The organism is Parasphingopyxis algicola (genome assembly GCF_013378075.1).
Classification (GTDB): Bacteria; Pseudomonadota; Alphaproteobacteria; order Sphingomonadales; family Sphingomonadaceae; genus Parasphingopyxis; species Parasphingopyxis algicola.
This window is the reverse complement of the sequence record NZ_CP051131.1, coordinates 3,236,471-3,260,801: the sequence shown is the minus strand read 5'-3', so window position 1 is coordinate 3,260,801 and position 24,331 is coordinate 3,236,471. Positions and strand designations below refer to the sequence as shown.

Here is a 24,331-nt window from a genome sequence, read left to right as displayed (position 1 = left end):
GGTCTTTCTCCTATTCAGGAATGATCGGCAGGAGCAGCCAGCCCTCATGGCTATCCCCGCAATGGATGGTGGTCGTTCCGCCGAAAACGTCGTCCGGCCGGTCGCGCGGATCGTCATGGAGAAAGGGGCCACAGCCGCGCAGCTCATTCTTGAAGTTCGACTGTTTTCCGCCGGACTTCCCGCTATCATAGTCCCGCCCGCGCACGGTCAGGACGAGGCGCGCACTCGCCGGCACCACGATGGATGTCGGCCAAAGCTCAACGTCGAGACACACAGGCGCGCCGGGCTTGAGCGGCTGCAGTTCATCATGTGTGTGATAGGGCCGCCATTCAGCTGATAGTTCAGCGTCGAGCTTACGATGAGATGCACGCAACCAGCCTTGCGCGATCGGCGTGTGCGGATCGATGGCACCCTGGAACGTCACTTCCTGCATATCGGCGGTGAAGACACGAAGCGTGGCAAAGATGTCGGCATCGTTCGTTGTCGACGACACCCACAGGCGTAGCGCGAGCGGACCCGTAATCTCGCATTGTCGCGCCATCGGCTGGCCGACGAAGCTGATGCCATCGCCCATCGCCTGGAAAGCACCCGTCGTTGCGGTCGCCGGTTCATCATCGCCGAGAGCCCCCCTGCCCGGATCCAGCATCAGCTTGGTCCATTGCGTGCTCGGGATCGGCCAGTCCTTTTCTCCCCTCTCTTCGAACCTATCGATATGGCGGACCTGCAAGCGAACCGGCGGTTCGTCCTGCCAGCTGGCGCTGTCGCCTTTGAGGAACCGATCGAAGAAGCGCAGCTGCAGTTTGCGGCCGTAATCGGTGTAGAAGTGGGTCCAGTGTTCGAGCCCATGGGCCTCCAGCCATTTGTCATTGGAGGCGGCCCGGATAAAGCCTTCGAAATTGCCGCGCGTATGCAGGCCCTGCCCGCCCCAGTTGGCCGCGGTCAGGAAAGGAACGGTAATCTTCGACCAGTCGGGCGAACGCTCACGGTGATACTCATCGTCAAGCGGATGGGCGAAGATTTCATTCCCAAAGTCACAGCGGGAGGCAGCGAGTGCTGCCTCGTCCAGCAGTTCGTCGCCGCAAATGAGTTGGCCCGTCGCGCGGCTACGACGCCCGGCTTCACCAATGCCGTATTGGACGGTCCGCACCTGCATATCGGACCAATTAGCCCAGAAGGTCGACAGAATACCCCCATGATGCGTCATGTCGCGGTAGAAATCCGCCGCGCCCTCCCATATGCACATTGCGGCCAAGTGCGGTGGCTGGAGCGAGGCGACCTGCCACTGGTTGATGCCGAAATAGGACACGCCGTTGAGCCCGACCTTCCCGTTGGACCAAGGCTGGACTCCGGCCCATTCGATGCACTCGTAGAAATCCCTGGTTTCACGCGGCGAGAAATGATCGATATAGCCAGGCGATGTTCCGCAGCCGCGGCTGTCCACCCTGATCAGGGCATAGCCTTCCGGAACCCATTTTCCGGGATCCGCAACTTCCCAATTCTGGTAAAGGTTGGACGATCCGGCCGTCACGTCGGGATGCCCGTCGGCCATCGTCTTCCAGGCGCTTGGATACCCGTCTTGGAACGCCAGGCCCTTGGCATAAGGGCCGTGCGTCATCAAAATGGGGTATTGCCCAGGTTCCAGTGGCCGAAACACATCTGCCCTCAGGACGAGACCGTCATCCATCGGGATCGGGACGTCCCAATCGATCTGCATGCCGTCGCGGATTTCGCTGCTGCGCGGTGCCTCGTTCATCGGGAATCTTTCTCGGAAATCGCCAGTGCAACCGCTGCGGTATCGTAATCCGGGTAGCGCGTGATCGCCGTGCGATAATGTGGCAGAGTGGCGTCGAGCAGAGGCGTCCCGGCACCGACTTCCTTTGCCAGATTGGCGATCGCCGCGAGATCTTTGGCCCACACGGAGAGCTTCATCGTTGGCGGGGAGAATTTCCGGTTCGCGATCATTGGCGCACGCAGATCGAATATGCGGGACCCGCCAGCGCCCGCCGCAATGGCGGGGATCAGCATCTTCACATCGAGACCGGCTGCCTCGCCAAGCAAGATCGCTTCGGCCGTCGCCAAGTTATTGATCGCGACGAGATGGTTGGCGATCAGCTTTACCCGCGTCGCGTCGCCATAGTCCCCGACAAGGAATGTTTGTCGCGCGATCGCGGCGAGCACGGGTCGTACGGTTTCTAGGGCATCGCGATCGCCGCCCAGATAGAGGATGGCATCGCCCGCCGCCATCTGCGCGCCCGTGCCGCTCACCGGGCAGTCGAGGAGAATATGACCGGCCTGTGCGTTGGTTGTCAGACGCAGGCGGTCGGCAAGAGGCAGCGTACTCGTCTCGACGATCGTCACGGGTTGCGCTGGCAATTGACTCAGCGTGGACTCGACCGCGGCCACGGTGGGAAGCGAGGTGATCACGACTTCAAGCGTCATGTCCGCAGGTGAGGCGACGACCTCGACCCCATCATTCGCCGCGCGCTCGCGCATGGCGGCGTCCGTATCGTAACCGACTACCTCATGGCCGGCGGCGACGAGGTGTTTCGCCATGGCGCCGCCGATGATGCCGAGGCCGACAAGCCCGCAGCAACGACAAGGTATGGCATCGGAATCGGTGGACATAGGCAAAACATGCACGCGAGCCGCCATCACTCAAAATAATAATAAATGCGATTTGATATTATGTTTATTGATGGCAGCCGCTTGACGGCACTCCCTCAATTGTGAACCCATCGGAAACCCGGCGAGCTTGTCGGCATTCATTCGACCCATTCGACGCCGAGCGCTTCGAGCATGGGGCGACCGCCGCGCAAATCGAAAAGAGTAACGCCATGGACGAGCTTGGCTTTCGCTTCCTCCAGCTCCACGCTTCGCTTCTCGGCCAGCTCGATGACGGCTTTCGCATCCTCTCGGGGGATGACGACCAGACCGTCCATGTCACCCAGCACGATATCGCCGGGTGAAACCTCCACACCGCCGAACTCGACGTCGACATTGATCGAACCCGGCCTGGCGGCAACCGTGTGTCGCATCGTTGCCGACCGGGCGAAAACCGGTGTGCCGCCTTCCAGAATGGCCCGGCAATCGATCACGGCACCATCCACCACGGCGCCCGCCAGATCACGGTTACGAGCCGAGATCGTGGTCCCGTTGCCCCAGACGCCGGCGCCGCAATCTCCGCCTGCCGCCACGACAATCACATCGCCCGCCTGCGCAATCGATGTGGCCGCAATGCTCATCATCGTGTCGGTACCATTGGGAAGGACGGTGACGGCCGGGCCGCAAATCCTCCAATCGCGATTGGCCAAGGGCTTGATAACCGGGTCGACGATATGGACTTTGTCGGCAGCCGACTGAGCAACCGTTTCGATCCAGACCTTGCTGAACCGATCGACGATGTCGGGTGCGGGGCGTTCGATCGTGGCGTATACTGTGTGCACGCTCATTTCTCCGTTGCTCGTCTTCGCCGCCATCCGCAAATGGACCGCGATATCTGACCGGCACCGGTGCCCGGACCGTCCGGGGCACCGCCCCCGTCCATCGTCCTGCGCGTGAGGGTGCAGGCTGGCCGAACGATCAGTACCCCCGCGAGAGATCGACCCGTCCCGCCAGCTCCTCGCCCGCCATATAGCGGCGCATATTCTTCGCGATATAGGCCATCACCCGCGGAAAGAATTCAGGCGTATTGCCCGCAAGGTGACCCGTGATCAGCGTATTGGGCGCGTCCCACAACGGATGATCGGCGGGCAGTGGCTCGGGCGTCACCACGTCCAGCCCCGCCCCCGCAATCCGGCCATCGACGAGCGCGGCCAGCAACGCATCCTGGTCGACGAGCTTGCCCCGCCCGATATTGTGAAAATAAGCCGTGGGCTTCATGAGCGCGAACTGATCCGCCCCCATCATGCCCTCCGTGTCCGGTGTGAGCGGAACCGACAAAAGGACATGATCTACGCTCGCGAGCAGTTCCGGCAGATCCTCCCGGCCGAGCATCCGGTCCACTTCGCCGATATCGCTGTCCGACGGACTGCGCCGGACCGCCCAGACCTTCATGCCCAATGCCCGTGCCCGCCGAGCCACGGCACTGCCGATCGCGCCATAGCCGACTATACCCAATGTCTGGGTACCGAGTTCGAACAGGGTCGGGGCATGGGTCTGCAATATCCATTCGTGACGCGCCTGACGTCGCACTAGCGTCGGCAGACCGCGCGCAAATGCCAGAATGAACATCAACGCGTGCTCAGCCATATTGTCGATATTCACGCCCTTGGCATTGGACAGGAGGAAACCGCGCTCGCGAAAACGTTTCTGGAAGACACCCGGCGGCAAGCCGGCACCGAACATCTGGATCCATTTGAGCTTCTTCGCCGCGTCCAATTGTTCGTCCGATACGGGCGGGCCTCCCGCGACCCATATCTCTGTCTCCGGAAGGGCTTCGCAGATCGCCGGGTCGTCCAAGGGGCAAAAGGTGAATTCGGCGTCGGGCATCGCCGCATGGAGAACCGACAGATCAATCGGCTCCGGCCAGCTCACCAGCACCTTTTTGGCTTGTGACGACATTTTCCCTCCGCGCATTTGACCCGCCAATCCGCTCCGTTATTCCGGCGCCCCCGAAATGCGTTCGTTCGCCAAGGTAACAGGTTCAACACATGGTTGGTGTTTAGATTTCGCGCTGATCGGAGACCGAAACCAAAACCCAATTCAATCGCCTGCCGATCAACGCGCCCGCTGATCATGGAAATGGCCCGGCAGTGGCCCCAGCAACAAGATGGGCGGACCGGACGGCAAATGCACCGCGAACAGACGTCGCGATCGCGGCGTTTCCTGCGGTCCGATTGCCTTTTGCGGTCCCACAAGCGTTATTGTGGATGGCGCAGTTCGAAAGAGATTGAATGATCGAAAGCATATCGCCGCAAGCAATCGCCATAACGTTTGTTGTGTCGGTTATTGCCATTTGGCTGAGCTTTCGGATCGGACTCTGGAACACGCGCGACCATACATTATGGAAGCGCTACGGAGCCGGATCGGACATTGTCCGGATCGATGGTGTCGATATCCGGATCAAGGACGAAGGAGACGGGCCTGCTTTGATTCTCGTCCATGGCGCGTTCGGCAATCTCAACTTCTGGGACAGCTGGGCGAATGAACTCATAGCCAAGGGCTATAGGGTCGTTCGTTTCGATGGGCCGCCCGAAGGCATCTCGGGTCTGGACGAGAAAGGCCATTCGCACGACCGATTGGCACAGCTCATCCCAATGCTCGCCGACAAGCTGAAGATCGAACAATTCGCGGTCGGCGGAACCTCGCGCGGTGGTCCGGCAGCAATGATATGCGCGGCCAAGCACCCGGGAAGAGTGACAGGCCTAATCCTGACGCAGACGCCAGTGTACAATTACGACCTGCCGAAATTTCCAATAAAGCTGAGAATTGCCCAATTTCTGACGAACACGATATTCGCCGGCTATCGGCCGAGATATTATTGGCGGCAATATCTGGGGAACATCTTTGACGACAAGTCGGCTCTCACACCCGAGATTGTCTGCGAGTACACCGATTTCTCGAATCGTTCGGGACACCGCGAAATCCTCGCCGCCATCCAGGCGCCGGGACAAAGCCGGGATCGGGAGCGTAACCGGGAAATGGCCGGCTCGATCAAGGCGCCGACCCTTATTCTTGCAACTCCGAATGACAATGTGTTGAGCCTCGAGCATCAGCGGACCCTGGCCAGCTGGTTTCCCGCAGAGAGCTGCAAGCTGGTTGTCCTGCCAAATGGCGGGCATTTTCCTCCTTTCGAGCCACACACCCAGTCGGCAAGGATCGTGCGCGAATTTCTTGACGAGACACGATCAGATGACTGAGCCATGGACATTGCGCGAGGTAGCGGGCGCGGGAGGCGTTCCTCTTGTCGTTGCCGAAGGGGGGCTGGAAGGCGCCACTCCAATCCTCTTCATTCACGGGATCGGCCGCAGTTTCACCGACTTCAAGGCACAATTCGAAGGCGCCCTGTCCCAACGGTTCCGCCTGGTCGCCTTCGATCTGCGCGGGCACGGAAATTCCGGCAAGCCGTGGGAACCGGAAGCCTATCTGGATTCCGCCCTATGGGCTGAGGACGTCAGAGCGGTCATGGAAGCGACCGGGATCGAACGACCGGTCGTCGTCGGCTGGTCATATGGAGGGATTGTTGCTCTCGATTATGTGGAAATCTTTGGCGATGGCGGGTTGGCGGGCATCAACTTTGTCGGCAACGCTCCGGTCCTTGTCTATGGCGAAATCGCGACACCGCTGACGGCTGCGAAGGATCTTTGTGCGCTCAGCGCCATCAGAAATATCGAGGGCTATCGAAAGTCGGCCAAGGGTCTTGTGGCCCATTATCGCGGTGAAGAGTGGAGCCAATATGCAACGCTGATCGGAATGATGATGCCAGCCTATGTCCGCAGGGCAATCTTGACCAGGCCGCTGGACTACCGGGATATCGTCACCAAGCTCGAGGTTCCACTTCTGATAAGTTATGGAGAGCAAGAGCGCGCTTTCAACCAAGAACTGCCTATAGCGATAGAAAAGGCGATGCCCGGGTCGGTCGTGTCGATCTATCCCGATGTCGGCCATTCGCCGTTCCTCGAAACGCCAGAACGGTTCGACGACGAACTGGGATCGTTCGCGGATCGGGCAATCCGGTCCCGCCCATCGCAGGGGGACGGTCGATGAATGCAACCACCGAGACGTCGGCCGGCACTGCGCCGGCCGTGCCCTGGGACGAGGCCGGCACGGTCCCGGTTACCGGCGGCTATATGCACTGGGCGAAGATCGGCAGCGGGCCCCCGCTCGTGCTCATGCCTAAGGTAGGCGGCTGGATCGCCGACTGGCGGCATGTCGCAAAACTGTTGGCCGAGGATTATCAGGTCATCCTAATCGATCCCCCCGGTCATGGCGGGTCGAAAATGTTCGGCGAGCCACCCTTCGTAATCAGTCAGGAACACTCCGCCGCAGCGGTCATGATGGTTCTCGACATGCTCGGGATCGAGCGTTTCGCGGCCGCCGGAAACTCGATGGGTGGCATGATCCTGTTGGCTGCATCGATGATCTGGCCCGATCGAATCAGTCAGCTGTGCATGGTCAGCAGCTCACTCATCTATCCGGTTTCGATGGCAGAATTGCAGGAAAAGGCCGCGCGGCGCGACGGCATCTATGACAGCGATTTTTCCTACGAAACCGTCGATGCCATGTTCTCGCTAACCCGCGAAACCTATGACGAATTCGTCTTGAGCCAACGGGCAGCCGGTGATTGGAAGGACCCGAATATACGAGGCGTGGCGCTTTCGGGCCCGATGCAGTTCCTGCCGCGGAGCGATGCCCCGACCATGTTGCTGTATGGCGGCCGTGGCACGATTTATTCGAAATATGCGCCCGAAGCGCAACGCCTGCGCCCCGACATCCGGATAGAGACGGTCAGCGATTGCGGCTCTTTTGTCCATCAGGACCGGCCGGACGAAACCTATGCGCTGATGCGCGATTTCTTCGAATAGGCAAACCCAAACCAGGCGTGTCAGCGGAGCACCTGCTGCCATTGTCGAGGACGTCAAACCGTCGCCGGAATGCGACGAGAACACGATCAACGCGATCAAGAAGGCGCTCTACCCGCACAAGGTGGTCAACGATTGGAGCAAGCAGGACCGTCTGTTGCGGCGCCGGACTGTTGCAGGCGACGTGCCGGTGTCGGGCGCGGGCGCGCCGGCCCGCCTGGTTTCGAGCGCGTAAATCGCCGCCAACCGCCGGCCTTCGGGGGCATTCAATAATCTGATAGATCAATTCTGATTCCGAACTTCCCAACGGCCATAATTGCTTACATCGTCGGCATCGTGGCTATCGAACCGCGCATCGTCTGCAATCCGGCATATCGGTTCCTGGCCCCCGGAGGCGAGAAGGCTGGTTTTTCAGCCTCCGCGGAACCGAGAAGGAGAGGACATGGCGAGCGAAATATGTCCCGCAGATGCGATCGCTCGGGTGCGAGACGGAACTGCGAACACCGCCAGTTGCGTCGCCGGCAAGCCTTGCCAGACAGCTACCGGAATCGGCCAATTTGTCCGACCTGCAAACAAACTTCGCGAGATAGGTCCGCGATCCCGGCATTTCATGTTAATTAGCTCCGGCTCGACGTTCCAAATACCCGGCGCAAGAGCATAAGGAACCGTAAGAATGAAATTTCATCACGTTGGCGTGCACGTTTCCGACTTCGATAAGAGCAAGCCGTTATATGATGCCATCATGAACGCCCTCGACTTTGAAGACTATGATGTGCCTGGGCATATCTGTCATGCTTGGGGAACAGTAACCAATAGTTTCCGGATCGTGCAGCCGCCCTCCGGCGAGATATCTGCGAGTTCGAGCCATATCTGCTTCGAAGCGCCCGACGAGGAAGCGGTGAAAAAATTCTACGAAACCGGCGTGAAGTTGGGGGCCAAGGGCCTGTCCGCGCCCAATGAATATGTCGACTGGGGCATGCGGCACCTCACGACGATGCTCGAGGATTATGACGGCAACCATATTGAAGCGGTTTATGTGGACAAGGAAAATCCAGTCGGCCCCGAGGAAACAAGGCATCAATAACGACCGAAACCGATTGATAGCCTGAAGAGCCGCGAGGCGCGTTCAATCAGGATGGAGATTTGACATGACGATATCGAACCAATTTCCCGATCGCGGAAAAATCGGCCCGACGCCAGCGATGACACGGCTCGCCGATGAGTCATTTCTCGATTACCTGATTGACACACGAGCGCTCTTGTTGCGGGGCCGAACACATCGGCCAAAAGTTAACGAGGCGATCGAGAAAGCCGGAATAAAATTCGAACCCAATCACGAATCCGTTGAAACTATTCGTGAACTGATCCGACGCGACTTCCCCGAGGCGGGCACAGTCCAGCGGGTGTTTCGCACGACCCAGGAAAATCTTTGGAAACGCGTTTCCGACTCTTATGGGCTTCGCGAGTCTGACATCCTGCGTATGCTCGACGAATATGATACACGCGGGCCAGGCTCGGTAACCTGGGATCCGGATTATGAGTATCCGGATTATACTGCGGTCGAAACGCATCTGCAGACCGGTGGCTTCGTCGGCGACATGCTCAGCGGCATATGCTTCGATTACGGCACCAAGGTTTTCTACGGCTATGACGACGATGGCTACCACGAGAAGATTGCGGAGCGTGCTGAAATTCCGTTGGACGGCAAGGTCAATCGCATAATGGATCTGGCCTGCAGCGAGGGGAAGCTGACATGCGCACTGAAGCAAAGATTTCCTGAAGCTGAAGTATGGGGCAGCGATATCAGTGCCGGCATGGTGCGGTATGCGCATTACAGGGCGGTCGAGCAGGATTTGGATGTTCATTTTCTGCAGAAGGCCGCTGAAGATCTCGATGAATTGGAGCCGGGCCAATTCGATCTGATCACCTGCTATCTCCTCTTCCACGAAGTTCCGATGCCGGTGGTCGATAAGACAATTGAAAATGTATTCCGGCTCCTTCGTCCGGGTGGGACATTCTGGTTTTCCGATTTCCCGACGCTCGGCAACGATCCCGATGGTTTACACTATGATGGGATGCTCGGAGCTTTGGATTCGGCCGATAATAGTGAGCCATACGCCCCTGAATTTGTCCGTAGCAACGTCGAGCAACGCTTGAAAGATGCTGGCTTCGTGCTGCGGTACGAAGATCCCAAGGATATCAATGTTCACGGCCGCGTTTGTGATAAACCAGCCTAAGGGGTAACGATGTCTGATCGCGCAAAAATCGACGAAGAAACGAAGTACGTCCAGGATCTGCCGGGGTTCAAGAGAACAAATCCCCATTACTTCTCGGATCCGATGATTGACCGGCTGCTTGAGATCATACTGCTCATGGGCGGAGAGATTTGGTCCTTGCGGCACAGGCAAGCGATAACGGAGAAGCTGCTCGCTTCCGGCGAGCCCGTCAGTCCCGACATAATCGAAACGTTCAAACCTGACGACGGCTTCAAGGAGCTGATGGAGAACGAAAGACAAGACCTGATCAAGCGGATGTTCGCTAGCCTGGCCGGAGGTCAATTCCCCGATCCGAAAGCGCCCGGTTTCACATGGGTGACCAACCCGGGTGAAGACAAAGACTGAACGCGCGTCTTTGGCGCACTTGGCCTTTATAGCTTGATTGGATCCGACTGAGCTTTACAAGAATTCGGTCCGCTCACTGACTGGTAGAGCTGGTAAAAGGGTTGCAACCAGCCAGTTAAGGCGCGGAGACTTGTCATCGGCTTTCATCCTTATCCGATGCCGATGGTCGATCATGCCCCGCTCGGAGCCAGCCTGGGCTATGGTCTGAAGCTACGGATTGGCTATTCAAGAATACTGCGATCGACGATGCGGCCAGTTAACTCGGGAACACGATGTCGTTATCTTCCTCGAGGAGTGCGGTGCTGATCGCTCTCGCGCCTTCCTTGATTTCTGACCCGTAACGCTCAATTGCAGTTTTCATCGGCATGGCAGCTGAAAAGAACACCAGTGCCAAGATTCCGCAGATTTCGGACCCGAAGAAAATCGGCGCAGCGATGGCGGAATTCTTACCGGCTATCGCAGTGCCCGACGTTTGACGGGATGTCGCAATTCCGACCTGACGAATCCTTTCCAACTCACCGCTAGTCCGCGCCAGTTTGATTGCATGATGATATGTCTTCCCATCGCTGATTTCGATGCCTCTCAGACAAACCTCCCTTTCTTCGTCTGAACAAAAGGCCAGATAGGCCCGGCCAGCAGCCGAATCGAGCATCGGAAAGATGAAACCAGGATAAAAATGCCTGAACGTATTTGACGTCAATTCATGAGTACTGTCGCGGATAATCATCGAGCTGCCAAGTCGTGTGGCAATGGTCATCGGCCATTCAAGTTCTTTGGTCAGACGAATGAGGGTGCTGCGGGACACCTCCACCAAACGACTGTTTTTCTGAAAGCCATGAGAAAGCGACTGCACCAAGCCCGTCACTCTAAACCGCTTTCTAGCAGGCTCGCGTTCCAAATATCCCTCGGCAACAAGAGTATGAACAATACGGCCCACAGTGGGATATGGGAGGCCAGAGCTTTTCGATATGCCCGTCATGTTCATCGCGCCGTTCAGGCTGACGATGCGCAGAACCTCCAGGCCCCTGGCGATCGATCGTATCGGCACTGGCAACGATTGGGCGCCCTCTATTTGATACTTCAACTGACAAATCAGCCTTGGCCAATACCAAGATCCGACAATCGTCGCAATTGTCTAGACCACGGCCCCGCAGGCAAAAGCTGTTGAGAGCGGGCTCCGCTTAATCCTTTGATTTAACTCTTCAACTTCATCGTTCTGCAAGTAACTTAGAGCTGTGCCAGATTGTTCGGAACCCATCGTGGATTTTGGGGCTCAACTGTTTCACCAAACTCCGACGGATGCGATTTCATCAGCTTTTTTACACCCGGATGACTGCTGGCAGGTGCGTCCACCGCGTTTTCCATTTTGGTAGTCGGATTATTGGATGCGCCCGCCAGAGCCAAAAGGCTCGGATTCTGCCACCAGCAAAAAACGGTCCCGGAAATTTTCACAATTTCCGGGTCCGTCCCCCGTTATCGCCTTTAGAAACTGTAGCGTATGTTTACGCCTGCCGTTAGCGGATCGGGCAAGAACACGACCGCGCCCGGCGGGAAGCCTGGCTGGGAAAAATCCGCGCCTCTGAACACACTTGTGGGTGTATCGTCATCAAACAGATTTTCGATATAGGCCGTGATACTCCAATTGTCCGACGTAACTCCGGCCCGCAAATCAACCCGCCAGAATGCCGGAGCGCTGGCTAGATTCGCATTGGAGAGAAATCGATCGCTCTGGTAACGGACGTTTGGCTCGATGAAGAAGTCAAACGTATCGCTGATCGGAGCCGTATAGTTCGCGAAGATCTGGAACTGGTGCTCCGGCGTCTGGCTAACCCGATTGCCCGTCCAGGAAATGATGCAACCCTGCTGACCATTTGGTAGCGTATCGAACCGTACGCACGGACCGCGCGAAGCCGTACCGGCTGCGCTGGTAAAGAACTCATATTCCGTGAATTTCGTATTGATGTACGTATAGCTGCCACTGATAGTCAGCTCGTCCGTCGGACGCAGTATGAGTTCAAGGTCGACACCGTAAAGACGGGATTGGCCCGCATTTTCCGTGGCTCCCCGAGGCACGTTGGAATCCGTATCGAAGACCGTCGATAGCACCTGCTGGTCCGTATAGTCCTGGTAGAAGAACGCGCCATTTGCAGTCACCGCACCGTTGGCGAAGTTCGATTTGACGCCCAGTTCATAACTCCAGAGATTCTCGGCTTCAAAACGCGTAAACTCGTTGAAGGTATCAGCGGCGCCCGTCGAGTGTCCGGCGGGCTTTATCCCCCTTGCAACCGAGGCATATAAGGTCAGATCATCATTAGGCCGGTAAGTGATCACAGCTTTCGGCGTAAAATAATTTTCGTCGATGAAGCCGGGTTCCTGTGGATTCGGGATAACCGAAACCTGCAGGAAATTTGGCGGCGTGCCGGCAACCGGATCACCCGGGAAACCCAAAGCGATATTCACCGTGTTGTCGGTTCGATAGCTTTGTTGCTCGTTCGAATAACGCCCTTCCACGCTGATCGAAAGCTCGTCAGTAATATCGAATTCAGCCCAGGCGAAGGCCGACAAATGCTCGGTCTTGCGCCTGAACGAGCGGGTGTAGTCGAACAGTTCCCGGCGATAGAAATCACGTATGTCCGCCGTCGAAATCTCGCCAAGCGGGATGACAGTCGGCTGATCCTGCCGCTGACGAATTGTTTCTTCCCAATACAGCCCGCCAACCAGCCAGCGGAACCGGGCGTCTTCATCGCTTGAAAATAGCTGGATTTCTTGGCTGAAAATCTCGGTCTCGGTGAGAAGCGCGATATATTGCGTCACAAAGCCTGGCGATATCGCGCCTGTGCCTGCGCCGTTGGGCGTGCCGTCCGGATTGATGAAAGGTTGGGGCTGGAAGATGCTCGACTGAAAAGTGTCGGAATCGACGCTGATGTAACCAGTTAGCGATCTGAGAGTAACACCGCCAAAGTCATTTTGAATGTCGCCGGTAAAGGTAAACGTCTCCGTATCGATCCCCCGCGCATCTTCGCCGGTGAAAGGATCAAGCGCGACAAAAACCTGATCGGTCCCAACGTCGGGAACCTCGCCGACCGAGATCCTCGCGGTCGTGGCATTGATAACTGCCGCAACATCGGCCGGAAAGGTTATCGTCGTATTGGGAGGAACAAATACGCCAGGACGCGTTTCATCGGTAGACTCCGAATATTCGGTCCTGAAAAAGGCTGTGAGATTGTCGGTCGGTTGAAACAATAGTGAGGCAGCTACGCCTTGTCCGTCGCCACCGCCGATGCGATCGCCGCTCAGCTGATTCCGATATGAACCACCATCGTACCAATAGGCGGCGACCAGGCCAAAGCTGGCTACACCTTCGGAGATCGGCCCGTTCACTCTGGCTCCCACCTCATATTCCCGCTCCGAATTGAAGCCGGCATTGATACTGCCATTCCATTCAAAAAGATCGGGGCGCCTGCTCACGAAATTCACAGCACCGCCAAATGCGGAACGTCCATACAGGGCGACCTGCGTGCCCTTGACGATTTCAATCCGCTCAAGATCCAGCAATCGTTGGTTCGGAAAATAGCCAAGACCTGAGGCGTTGATTGCTTCGGCCGTGGCATCGATACCATCGATGCGGAGCGCGACAGAGCTGCGGCCCACGTCGACGTTCAATCCGCGTATCGCGATTTGGGTAGAAGAAGGCCGGCTACCTTCAGTAAGCTGCAAACCCGGGGTGAAGCGCGCAACGTCGTCTAGCGACTGAATGTTGAGCCGCTCGATTTGCCCCTCATCGAGCAAGTTGATGACAAGAGGCACATCGGAAAGCAGCTCGGCGCCGCGACGCGCGGTCACGACTATCTGGCGATTGTCTGTATTCGCGCTGGCTATCTGGACGCGATCGGCACCTTGATCAGCAGACGCACCTTCGTCTGTCTGAGCGTCGCTAACCTGCGCAAAGGCAGGCGTCGTGGCCAATGCTGTTGTCGCTAATGCGGCCACTTTCAAAGTGGTAGACAATTTAGCCAAACGGTGAAAATTGTTCATTATGGAACTCCCCTTATGCAACCCGTCCGGAGCAATCGTTCGAACCGCTCCGGCTTTTTTGGTTTCCCTGGCTCTCAGTCCTTCTGGCTTCAAGGTTTCCTAAAGCCATCCCACGCCGACCACCCGAAATATCAGGAAAAGAAATCGGGTTGCCAAATTCGTGATCTGAAAAAGGGTATAGCTTTCTGAAAACTCGACCCAACCAAACGCTAAAATTTGGTCGCTGGGTGACTAATCGATGATTCTTGGGCAGATTGCGGCGGCGTCTGATAAAGAGAGACCGGAGCCGATCAATAATTATATTTCAGTGCCGGAGATGAATATTACAGTTGAAGAGCGAGTATTTCTTCAAGACTGTTTGCAATGTCACATATAATCAAGTGACTATGATGAAAGCCAAATTTAGTAATGGGAACCGGATGACCGAAGGCCTGAGCCCACACCGAATGATCGCATCTTGGGCCGCGCTGCTGCCCGTTCCGATTCCGCCAGATATCAGGTGCGACCGATGAACCTCAATCAGCTTCGCTATTTTGTTGCCGTGGTGAAGCACGGAAGTTTCCGGCGCGCTTCCGAGGAACTCAATATCAGCCAGCCGGCCCTTTCAAACAGCATAAAGAACCTTGAAAATTTTTTGGGCGCAGAGCTGTTGAAGCGCGGTCCCAAAGGGGTAGTGGCGACCCCTTATGGCAATGCAATCGAAGCATTTTTCAGTTCCGCGATATACTCGGTCGAGCGTGCGACACACGAAATCGATCTCATGAAAAAGGGGTCGCGAGGCCATGTGAGCATTGGGGCGCCTTCCGGCCTGCTGGGCCAGCTGGTGCCAGAAATCATCGCCGAAGTGCGGAAGGATCACCCGGAATATACGTTTTCGGTCAGCTTCGCCTACCTCAACGAACTGCTCAACCAACTGCGTGACGGGCATGTCGATTTTCTGATCACGACCTACTGGCCGGAAGCCAATCTGACGAAGGATCTGGTGATCGAAAGTTTCGCGGATATCGATTTATCGATCTTTTGCCGCCCCCAACACCCTCTCGCCAGGAAACGAACGGTTGATCTGGAGGACTTGGCATCATCGGAATGGATCATTCCGGATTCGCCCGGAACGAGGAGTTTCATAAAGGACCTTTTCGGCGAAAGTCACCTAACCACGATCAAGGAACCCATCTCTTCGGGCTATGTACCGTTCATTCACGCCATGATGCTGAAAATGGATCTGATCGGCATCATTCCCGACTATTTTGTCGCTGATTTTGTCCGCCATGGCCAGTTGGTTCCCCTCAACTGTGAGACCACGACGCGGGATCTTCGGGCCGGCATCATCTACTTTCAAGACCGTTTGCGAACGCCGGCAATGTTCTCATTCCTGAAAACAGCGCAGCGGATCGGCAAGGCGCATTTCAACTGACGATCGAAGGCTGGGTACTCGACCGATGGTACCAAACTTGCCCCATTAGCGACCGCCTGCAGTACCAGACCAGCGAGTGTTAGAGCGGTCATCACGTTCCCTTGCTCGCTGCCTGATGTTGTCTTCCTCGATCGCACCGCCATTTCACGCAACGTCCCGAGAATCTGCTCCAGCCGATCTCTTGTTTGCGTCATCAAGAAGCATTGCTGAAGCTCAAAATAGCTGAAAGCTCGGCCCAAAGACTAAATTGTTTCCCCTAGGGGAAAGGCCGCTTCAAGCGAAAATATTTGAAAAAACTATCAAGAAATTCAAACTCGGAATTGGTCGACATCGTGTCGGATCGCATAGGAATCCACGAGTCTCGCCTAACCATTGCGGTCCATTTGGATCGCAGAAACTTCAGCCAAGGCTATGAGAAGATGCAATCTGAGAAGCTGCAGAAGGTAACGGCCGAACATCGCGAAACCTATGAGCGCGACGGCATCGTTTTCGTAAAAGGCGCGTTTGATAACCGCTGGATCGAACTGCTGCTTTCCGGCTTGCGCCGGATCCAGAATTTGCCGGATGAGCAGATATGCGATCTTCCGGACAGTTTCCTCGAGAACGATCCGCTATTGCAGCGCGAGATCGAGTCCATCAAGAGCTCCAGCGCGGCGGAAAGAAGCCATTACACCGAGCAAAGCAAGGGATTCATCAGATACAAATATATGTATTGGTGGGCACCGGAGTTTCGTTCGTTCATTCAGAACTCGACTGCCGCCGAAACAGTGGCGGACGTTATCGGCGCGACCAGTCTGCGCTTCTTTGTAGACGCGATATTCTTGAAGGAAGCACAGTGTTCGACCAAGACCTACTGGCATGCTGACGAACCGGCATGGCCGGTTCGCGGGGCCCAGGTGCCGACAATGTGGATGCCACTTCTACCCGTCGATGCAAAACTGAGCAGTCTGGAATATATCGCAGGGAGTCACAGAGAACAGGTTTCGCCCCAGCCCTGGCCGAACACATTCAATGCGAAGATGGCGGATCAGCCTTCCGACCGGCCCAATTTCTACGACTGGGAAGAAAGACGGGACGATCCGGATGTGCGGTTCATCGCGTTCGATATGGAGCCGGGCGATGTCGTCATCCTCCACCCGAACATGCAGCATGGCGGGGGAGCCAATCTGCATCCCACCCAACCGCGGATCGCATACAGCACGCGCTGGTTTGGTGATGATGTCGTCTGGGATCCGAGGCCGGAATGCGTCAACACTCCCGGCATGCCGCTCGACAAAATGCCGAAAGGCAAACCGGTCGATCAGGACGATATCTTCCCGGTGATTTGCCGCCGCGATTCTTCAACCGATCAATTGACGGCTTCACGTGCGGGATAATCGCGACGCAATCGACACGAACGCTCTGCGATGGCGATCTCTGAGTGACGTTTTGAGCTTCAAGCTGCTGAACGGCGACCGGAATAGCGGACCGCATACGATGCTCCTCAGGTCGAGCACCCGCCCCCCTGGTCTGGCACGGGGACAATATCATTCGGCAGACGAGGAATTTCTGTGTCTCGGCGGAGATTTCACCTTCGATGGATCGACCTGGTTTCGAAAAGGGTCTTACGCATTTTACCCGGCTTACTTCGTCCACGGAACCAAAGTGCATGTGCGCGGAGGATATGAAGTTTATTTGCGTATCAGCGATACCAATACGACATTCTGGGAAGACGAACCAAGGAGCGACAAACCTTATGTCGCGGCTGGCCGCCATTCGGACGACTATGCTCTCCAGCTGCCGCGCGCGACGAATTTTGGCCGCTATTCAAAACCGCTGGCGGCCGAAGGTGTCCACGCAAAACGCTTGCACGAGGTGGCGGAGACCGGCCGCGGCAGCACGCTCCTGGATTTCAGGGCATCCGCTCAAGGTAGATGGGTGGTGGTGGAGACGTCGGGTCTGCTCGAATTATTTGTGATGACCGGGAAATTTTCCATCCCAAATGGCGATGAGCTGCGAGACCAGACCTATATGTGTCGGGTTGGCGATGACGCTTCGGTTTCGCTTCAATGCCGACGAGCCGGCCGGATCATGATCAGCCATGATGCAGCATTTTGCATTCGCAGTGGCTGAACCCGCGAAGACCAGACCACCGAGTATCGGCATCGCCCCCTTTTCGGAGGGAAACCCGGACACCTGCACAAGCCGGTTTCACGATCGGCGCGCGACTTCGGCTGCATGTCGAACTTCTCGCCAGTTGAGCATTTTCAAGTTACCTTGCCCACTATTTCGGAACGTAATGCAATCTTTGAATGTGGGAATTTTTACAACCCAGATCTCGCGATTGGACGGATGGACCTGAATGGTAGACTCGGATGACGAAGCCAACGGAATAGGACCCATCGCGCCCGCAGGATCCAACCAGCTGGCTGGTGCCGCCGCAACGGAGTTCGTCGGAACCGAGGCCTTGGACGATGATCAAGGCGAGCGGGTCGTACCTGGCCTGACATCCCCGGCGGAACCCAAACTGAACGTCAAAACCGCGCTCGGGTGGGCCTTCGGATCGACCGGAACGGCCGTTTTGCTGGGGAGCGTCAACACGCTGCTCCTGATATATATAGTGGACCACCTCCTGCTCAGCGCTACTCTTGCCGGCACCATTATTTCCGCAACCCGCCTTTTCGACGCCGTTATCGATCCTTTGATGGGATCGATAAGCGATCAGACACGCTCGCGCTGGGGGCGCCGTCGGCCCTATCTGTTGATCGGCGGCATCCTCTGCGCCCTTTCCGTCCTTCTGCTTTTTTCCAATCCGCTTGGCGTGGCGGCCCAATATCCGGCAATTTTCGTGACCGTGGCGCTCTGCTTCTACGCAATCGCCTATACGGTTTACGCCGTGCCCTACATCACGATGTCCTACGAGCTGACGGGCAATCCGAAAGAGCGGACATTGCTCATGTCGTACAGGGTCTATGCGTCTTCCGCAGGTCTGATGTTTGCTCAAGCGCTGGCACCGTGGATTGTTGCCCGCGGCGGCGGCGGCATGGCCGGATTCGCGATGATGGGCTATGTGATGGCGGCCATCATATTGATCGCTTGCCTGACGTCTTTCGTCATGACAGCGCATGCCCGCGTCATTCAAGTTGACAATGTCACTCAACGTCCGCGGCTTCGCGATATGGGCAAGGCGCTTGGCAACAAGCCGTTCGTGCGCTTGGTCGGTGCCAAATCCTGTTATCTGCTGGGGACTGGTATCCAGGCTGCGGCGCTGGCGTTCTTCCTTACCGTCGCGCTTGAGAAATCGCTGGCTATTCTAGGCTTGCTGAGCGCCGCTCTCCTGGCATCCGTCGTTCTCTCGCAGCCCTTTTGGGTGTGGGTGTGCAACCGGATCGGTAAGCGCAACACGTTTTACCTGGCGGTTCCGTTGAACGCCGGAGCAAATCTCAGTTGGTTGCTGGCGCAACCCGGTGAATCCGCCGCCGGGTTCGTCATACGCGGAATCCTGATCGGTTTGGCGGGCGGTGGTATGCTCCTGGTCATCCAGGCGATGCTGCCTGACACCCTGCAATATGAGTCGGAACGGGGAGGAGTTTCCCAGGAAGGCGTATTGTCCGGCGTGTTCACGACGATCGAGCGTGGCGTCTCGGCAATCAGCGTTGCAATCGCTGGCCTGATAATGGGGGTCGGCGGCTATGTGGCAGGACAGGCAGATCAAAGCGACAGCGCGATCCAGGCACTGTATTTCTGTGTCGCCATATCGCCTGCCATCGGGATGATAATGGCGGTCCTCGTCCTGCGAGGCTATTCACTGAAACACTGAGTAGACGGCACCCTCGCCTCATTCGTCTGACTTTCCCGACACCGGCATCCCCGAAAAGTAAGCGACGGAAGCCGGACTCAGGTCATCGAACGGAAGAAAGACCCCACTTCGCCCTCATCCTCGTCACGACCGTCAGACAGTTCGCGCGCGCGGCCAGACCGTTCCAATTGGCGGCGCCAGACAGGCTTGTCCTCGCATAGAGCGAGTATCCGCTCCCGCGTCACATTGTCTGCCACCAGCATACGGGATATCCGATGCAAAAAGTCGGCCCAGGTTGGGCTCTGAAAACGTTCGATCCAGATGTCCCGAGAATCGATGTCCTGCGCCAATGACCAGTTACGCGCGCCATCACGGCGGCGAATTCGGGCATAGTCCCGCATCGCGCTGCGAAACTGCGTCACATTCGCTTTTGGCACCCGATACTCGACGGTCAGCCACACCGGCCCGGATCTCGGATCGACCTGAGGGGCCCGGTAACTGTCCAGCTCGAACCTTGGCTGCAGATCGTCTTCGTTGGGATCGTAGAAATGGACCAACGAGGAAAATATGGCCGCTCCGGCGGTGACCATCCCTGATCCTATCAATGCCGTCGTCATGCCAAATTCCGCGGCCAACAGGCCCCAAAGCGCAGCTCCGCTTGCTATTCCCAGGGCAAAGGTCGTGCTGAATATCGAGATCGTCCTCGCGGTGACCCAACGCGGGCAAGCGGTCTGCACCGTAACCTGCAGAGTGGACGCGGACTGTATCCAGCCAAATCCCCCGATCAGCAATGAAAAGGCGGCAAAGAACAGATTCGGGCTTGCCGCGAGCGCGATGCTGGAGACAGCCAGACAAAGCATGGCGAAAAGCAATTGCCGCTTTGGTTGCATATGCAGTCTGACCGACGCGACGGAGAGCGATCCAACCATTGCGCCAACGCCGAACGCCGTCAAAAGTATGCCGAATCCTCGCGCTCCGACATCGAGCTCCAAAGCCACTACCGGGGGCAAGGCCAAAAGAGCCGACGCGGTAAATGTCAGCAGAAAGCCGCGGGCGATATGGAGACGAAGGCCCGGCGATAGCCCGACGAACCGCAGTCCGTCGACCATCGCTCGGCCGATCGATTCCTGTGGCAGGGTTTTTCTGATGGGTTTGTACCGCCACACCAGAAGCGCGGCGATCATGAACAGATAAGATACCGCATTGGCGGAAAACGCCGCCGCAATCCCGGCGATAGCGATGATTTCCGCGCCGATGGCAGGGCCGACCGCCCGTGCAATGTTGAAACCCAACGAGTTGAGCGAAACCGAGGCGGCCAAGTCCGCGCGCGTCACCATCTCGATCACGCTGGCATGCCAGGCTGGCAACATGACCGTGAGGCCCACGCTGGCTATGCCTGTGAGCGCCAGGAGCCTGTAGGGCGTGATTTCGTCTTGCACTGTCAGGACCACGAGTAAGATGATTGCCGCAAGGCTCAGCACATTGCCGAACAGCATCTGCAGCCGCTTGTTGTACAAGTCGGCCGCCGCCCCGGCAGGCAGGGCGCATAGCACCAGCGGTATCGTGGCAGCGGTTTGAACCAAGGCAATCAATACAGGCGATGTGGTCATGGTGGTCATCAGCCATGCCGCCGACGTGGCTTGAATTACCGAACCGAGGTTGCTGGCCGTTCCGGCCGCCCAAATATTCCTGAAGGGCCGATTGGACAGAGGGGCAAAGGTCGTGCTCAACCACGAGGCTGTGTGTGTCGACAATCTGCTCATGTCCGGCGGAACAATCGGAGGTGGACAAGATGGTGGATCAACGGCCACCGCTCCAATGCGATTGGTACCCGATTGGACGAAATGCGCCGTTTATGGCTGCCGAACACCTATGCCGGCAAAGCATTTCAGCCATCACTCGGTTCACCATGAACGGCAGCCCATTTCTCTTCGAGTGCCCAAACATCAGGAAAACCGATAAACTGCTGAAATTCGTTGAAGTCGAGAAGCTCGAGCGAGTCTGACTGCGACGTTCCCGTGGACTTGAGTGTCGTCAGTGCCTGCTTCATCGCCGCTGAAGCGGCCAAGGCCACCATCGCGGGAAAGATGGCCGCCGAAAAGCCGATTTCCTCCAATTGGGCAGCGGGCAGGATCGGTGTCCTGCCGCCATCGGCCATATTGGCGAGCATCGGCTTGGCGATTTCGGAACATGCGGTCCGCATGTCCTCCTCGCTTTCCAGGGCTTCGACAAAAAGAATATCCGCACCAGCGTCGGCATAAGCTTGGGCCCTTCCGATAGCCTTCGACAGGCCTTCCGTCTGAATGGCATCGGTCCGGGCGATGATCAGGGTTTCTGCAGGATCCGTTCGCGCGGCACAGGCCACCTGGATCTTCTCGACCATCTCGTCGCACGGTACGACGCGGACATTGGGCGTGTGCCCGCATTTCTTGGGAAAAGTCTGATCCTCGATCTGGATTCCGCGCACACCCGCCGCTTCGTAGCCTTGAACGGTGTGATGCACGTTCAGCAGCCCGCCATAGCCGGTATCGGCGTCCGCAATGATCGCAGCCTTCGAGTTTTTCGCGAGCAGCGAAATGCGCGCGAGCATCTCAGTATAGGTTGCGATCCCGACGTCCGGCAAACCATAGGCCGACGCGACCTGCCAGAAGCCGGACGCATAGACGAAATCAAAGCCCACCAGGTCGGCAAGTTTGGCGGCGATCATGTCGTGAACCCCGGGCGCGGTCACGAAACGTTTCTTTTCGATGGCGGAGCGAAGGCTGGCGGTAGTCATGAAACAATTTCACCCTGTGAATTGGATTTGCAGTTGAGACCGGTCGCCTGGGAAAGTTCGCCGGTGTCGAGATAAAGCCAAGGGAAATTCTCACGCTGAGTTCGCTCGAATCGATCTATGTCGTCGATGTCTTGGACCAGAACGTCTTCGATCTCATCTAACCCCTCGAGCAGCATTCGCCGCGATTCGGGGTCGACGTCAAAGGTGATTGCCGAACCCCTCGCCAGACGGATCTCCTGATCGTTCAAGTCGATTGTTACCGGTTCGGCACGCTCCGCCGCCTTCAGCAGTTTAGCATAAGGATCGCCATCGAGAAGGACCGGAAGGATCCCGTTCTTCACGCAATTGGCTTGGAATATCTCCCCGAGCGATGGCGCAATCACGCACCTTATCCCCGCATCCGCGAGCGCCCAGACCGCGTGCTCGCGGCTCGAGCCGGTCCCGAAACCGAAGCCACAAACGAGGATAGCGGCTTGTTTATACGGTTCCCGGTCGAGTACGAATACATGGTCTGGACCGCCGCCGAGTGATGCGTGGTCGTGGCGCAGGTCGTGAAACAGATGCTTCCCCACCCGCGATCGGTCAATCAGCAGCAGAAAGCGTGCGGGGTATATCAGATCGGTGTCGATATCTTCACGCGGCAAAGGCGCAGCGACCGACGTTACCATCGCAAATTTATCCATCCACTCCCTCCAACAGCCGGCGCACGTCAGTGATCTTTCCAGTTACAGCTGCGGCGGCGGCCATCTCGGGACTCATCAAATGCGTCCGGCCGCCCCTCCCCTGGCGTCCTTCGAAGTTCCGGTTCGATGTCGACGCGCAGCGCTCTCCAACCTCCAGCCGATCGTCATTCATCGCCACGCACATCGAACAACCAGCATTGCGCCATTCGAACCCGGCCGAGCGAAAGATGCGGTCCAGCCCTTGCGCCTCGGCCATCTCCCTTACTCGAGCCGAGCCCGGAACGACCATGGCATTGACGCCTTCGGCCACTTTCCTTCCCCGCAAGACATTCGCGCTGCGGCGCAAATCCTCAATCCGCCCATTCGTGCATGAACCGATGAAGACGCGATCGATCGCTATACCCTGGATCCTGTCACCCGGTTTGAGGCCCATATAGTCCTGACCGCCGACCGCATCGGGAACTTGTCCGGTCACCGCGGCGCATTCCGCAGGCGTAGTGCCCCAGGTCACTTGAGGTGCGAGGTCGGAAAGATCGAAAGAAACCTCATGATCGAATACCGCGCCTTCATCCGTGCGGAGCGCACGCCATGATGCGACGGCGCGATCCCACAAAACGCCGCCCGGCGCGTAGGGCCGCCCCTCAAGATAGGCAAAGGTCGTATCATCCGGGGCGACCAGCCCGATCCGCGCGCCGGCCTCGATCGACATATTGCACAGCGTCATCCGCTCTTCCATGGACATCGCCAACACCGCGGGGCCAGCGAATTCGACGGCAAAACCGCGCGCTCCGCCGGTGCCGATCCGAGCAATCAGTGCCAATATTGCGTCCTTCACCGATACGCCCCGGCCGAATTTGCCAGTCAGGCGCACCCGCATCCGTCGCTGCTTTTGCTGCCGAAGTGATTGCACAGCGAACACCGTCTCGCATTCGCTGGTGCCGATACCGAAAGCTAGTGCACCAAAGGCGCCATGTGTGGACGTGTGACTATCGCCGCAAACAAGCGTCGTACCGGGCAAGGTAAAACCAAGTTCGGGCCCGATGATGTGAACGATGCCGTGGTCACCGCTGTCCATAGGAATATAGCGAATGCCGTGGCGGCTGCAGTTTTCGGTCAGGCGCTGAAGCTGTTTCGCGGCGAGGCTGCCCGGTCGGGGGAGCCTGTCCGGATCAGTCGAGACGGCGTGATCGGCGACGGCGAGTTGCGCACCCGGCCTGCGGACGTCGACCCCTCTTCCGTCGAGACCGGCGAACGCTTGCGGGCTGGATACCTCCTGCACGAGATGGCGATCAATATAGATGAGTTCCTTGCCGCTCGGATATCGTTTCACAACGTGGCCGTCCCACAAGCGGTCGTACAAGGTTCGTGGCATGGACATGCTGGTTAGTCGGCTCCTGCACAGGCCTGCGTTGGGCGGAACCTGCTGTTGCGCGATTGACATATCCATATTTGAATACGTATTCAATAGTCAATCTACGCTGGGTCGCGCAGTGCGATTCGAACG

General features: G+C 57.4%; 20 protein-coding genes. 10 read left to right on the top strand and 10 right to left on the bottom strand.

Annotation, left to right across the window (positions count from 1 at the left end):
• Window positions 1-10 precede the first annotated feature (10 nt).
• From HFP57_RS16120 to HFP57_RS16105, 4 genes are all read right to left on the bottom strand, one after another.
• A complete protein-coding gene (locus tag HFP57_RS16120) occupies window positions 11-1,684 on the bottom strand; it encodes a CocE/NonD family hydrolase (RefSeq protein ID WP_218135041.1) in 1,674 nt (557 codons plus the stop codon).
• A gap of 65 nt (window positions 1,685-1,749) precedes the next feature.
• On the bottom strand, window positions 1,750-2,625 hold the full coding sequence (locus HFP57_RS16115; protein ID WP_176870738.1) for an NAD(P)-dependent oxidoreductase: 876 nt from the start codon (window positions 2,623-2,625) through the stop codon (window positions 1,750-1,752).
• A 137-nt stretch (window positions 2,626-2,762) separates the two neighbouring features.
• Window positions 2,763-3,449 (bottom strand): RraA family protein, encoded by a 687-nt coding sequence (locus HFP57_RS16110; protein WP_176870737.1) that lies wholly within the window; start codon window positions 3,447-3,449, stop codon window positions 2,763-2,765.
• Between the two features lie 130 nt (window positions 3,450-3,579).
• Window positions 3,580-4,560, bottom strand: a complete 981-nt coding sequence (locus HFP57_RS16105) for a D-2-hydroxyacid dehydrogenase (RefSeq protein WP_176870736.1) — start codon at window positions 4,558-4,560, stop codon at window positions 3,580-3,582.
• A 332-nt stretch (window positions 4,561-4,892) separates the two neighbouring features.
• On the opposite strand from HFP57_RS16105, the gene HFP57_RS16100 reads away from it, so the two are divergent.
• From HFP57_RS16100 to HFP57_RS16075, 6 genes are all read left to right on the top strand, one after another.
• The gene (locus HFP57_RS16100; protein ID WP_176870735.1) at window positions 4,893-5,858 is read left to right on the top strand and encodes an alpha/beta fold hydrolase; all 966 of its coding nucleotides are present in this window, start codon (window positions 4,893-4,895) and stop codon (window positions 5,856-5,858) included.
• 10 nt (window positions 5,859-5,868) lie between these two features.
• A complete protein-coding gene (locus HFP57_RS16095; RefSeq protein WP_176870734.1) occupies window positions 5,869-6,705 on the top strand; it encodes an alpha/beta fold hydrolase in 837 nt (278 codons plus the stop codon).
• Window positions 6,702-7,523 carry an alpha/beta fold hydrolase gene (locus HFP57_RS16090; RefSeq protein WP_176870733.1) on the top strand — a complete coding sequence of 274 codons (822 nt, stop codon included), beginning with the start codon at window positions 6,702-6,704 and terminating at the stop codon, window positions 7,521-7,523. Before HFP57_RS16095 ends, HFP57_RS16090 begins: the two co-directional genes overlap by 4 nt.
• Window positions 7,524-8,193: 670 nt before the next feature.
• The gene (locus HFP57_RS16085; protein WP_176870732.1) at window positions 8,194-8,604 is read left to right on the top strand and encodes a VOC family protein; all 411 of its coding nucleotides are present in this window, start codon (window positions 8,194-8,196) and stop codon (window positions 8,602-8,604) included.
• Window positions 8,605-8,668: 64 nt separating this feature from the next.
• Complete coding sequence (locus tag HFP57_RS16080; protein WP_176870731.1) at window positions 8,669-9,757, top strand: class I SAM-dependent methyltransferase; 1,089 nt, start codon at window positions 8,669-8,671, stop codon at window positions 9,755-9,757.
• A gap of 9 nt (window positions 9,758-9,766) precedes the next feature.
• The gene (locus HFP57_RS16075; RefSeq protein WP_176870730.1) at window positions 9,767-10,141 is read left to right on the top strand and encodes a hypothetical protein; all 375 of its coding nucleotides are present in this window, start codon (window positions 9,767-9,769) and stop codon (window positions 10,139-10,141) included.
• A gap of 256 nt (window positions 10,142-10,397) precedes the next feature.
• Here HFP57_RS16075 and HFP57_RS16070 read toward each other — a convergent pair whose 3' ends face one another.
• Window positions 10,398-11,225: a helix-turn-helix domain-containing protein gene (locus tag HFP57_RS16070; RefSeq protein ID WP_176870729.1), complete on the bottom strand. Its 828-nt coding sequence runs from the start codon at window positions 11,223-11,225 to the stop codon at window positions 10,398-10,400.
• A gap of 398 nt (window positions 11,226-11,623) precedes the next feature.
• The gene (locus HFP57_RS16065; RefSeq protein WP_176870728.1) at window positions 11,624-14,176 is read right to left on the bottom strand and encodes a TonB-dependent receptor; all 2,553 of its coding nucleotides are present in this window, start codon (window positions 14,174-14,176) and stop codon (window positions 11,624-11,626) included.
• A gap of 508 nt (window positions 14,177-14,684) precedes the next feature.
• Here HFP57_RS16065 and HFP57_RS16060 point away from each other — a divergent pair.
• The 4 genes from HFP57_RS16060 to HFP57_RS16045 all read left to right on the top strand — a co-directional run bounded on the left by HFP57_RS16060 (window position 14,685) and on the right by HFP57_RS16045 (window position 19,389).
• A complete protein-coding gene (locus HFP57_RS16060) occupies window positions 14,685-15,590 on the top strand; it encodes a LysR family transcriptional regulator (protein WP_176870727.1) in 906 nt (301 codons plus the stop codon).
• Window positions 15,591-15,877: 287 nt separating this feature from the next.
• Complete coding sequence (locus HFP57_RS16055) at window positions 15,878-16,966, top strand: phytanoyl-CoA dioxygenase family protein (protein ID WP_176870726.1); 1,089 nt, start codon at window positions 15,878-15,880, stop codon at window positions 16,964-16,966.
• Entirely contained in the window at window positions 16,956-17,702 is a 747-nt protein-coding gene (locus HFP57_RS16050) for a cupin domain-containing protein (RefSeq protein WP_425500716.1), read from the top strand. The genes HFP57_RS16055 and HFP57_RS16050 overlap by 11 nt, the downstream gene beginning before the upstream one ends.
• A 229-nt stretch (window positions 17,703-17,931) precedes the next feature.
• Window positions 17,932-19,389 carry an MFS transporter gene (locus HFP57_RS16045; protein WP_176870724.1) on the top strand — a complete coding sequence of 486 codons (1,458 nt, stop codon included), beginning with the start codon at window positions 17,932-17,934 and terminating at the stop codon, window positions 19,387-19,389.
• Between the two features lie 77 nt (window positions 19,390-19,466).
• Here HFP57_RS16045 and HFP57_RS16040 read toward each other — a convergent pair whose 3' ends face one another.
• From HFP57_RS16040 to leuC, 4 genes are all read right to left on the bottom strand, one after another.
• A complete protein-coding gene (locus HFP57_RS16040) occupies window positions 19,467-21,131 on the bottom strand; it encodes an MFS transporter (protein WP_246263203.1) in 1,665 nt (554 codons plus the stop codon).
• 125 nt (window positions 21,132-21,256) lie between these two features.
• A complete protein-coding gene (locus tag HFP57_RS16035; protein ID WP_176870722.1) occupies window positions 21,257-22,144 on the bottom strand; it encodes an isocitrate lyase/PEP mutase family protein in 888 nt (295 codons plus the stop codon).
• On the bottom strand, window positions 22,141-22,827 hold the full coding sequence (gene leuD, locus HFP57_RS16030; protein ID WP_176870721.1) for a 3-isopropylmalate dehydratase small subunit: 687 nt from the start codon (window positions 22,825-22,827) through the stop codon (window positions 22,141-22,143). Before leuD ends, HFP57_RS16035 begins: the two co-directional genes overlap by 4 nt.
• Window positions 22,820-24,205, bottom strand: coding sequence for a 3-isopropylmalate dehydratase large subunit (gene leuC, locus HFP57_RS16025; protein ID WP_218135039.1), 1,386 nt, complete (start codon window positions 24,203-24,205; stop codon window positions 22,820-22,822). Before leuC ends, leuD begins: the two co-directional genes overlap by 8 nt.
• Window positions 24,206-24,331: the final 126 nt, after the last annotated feature.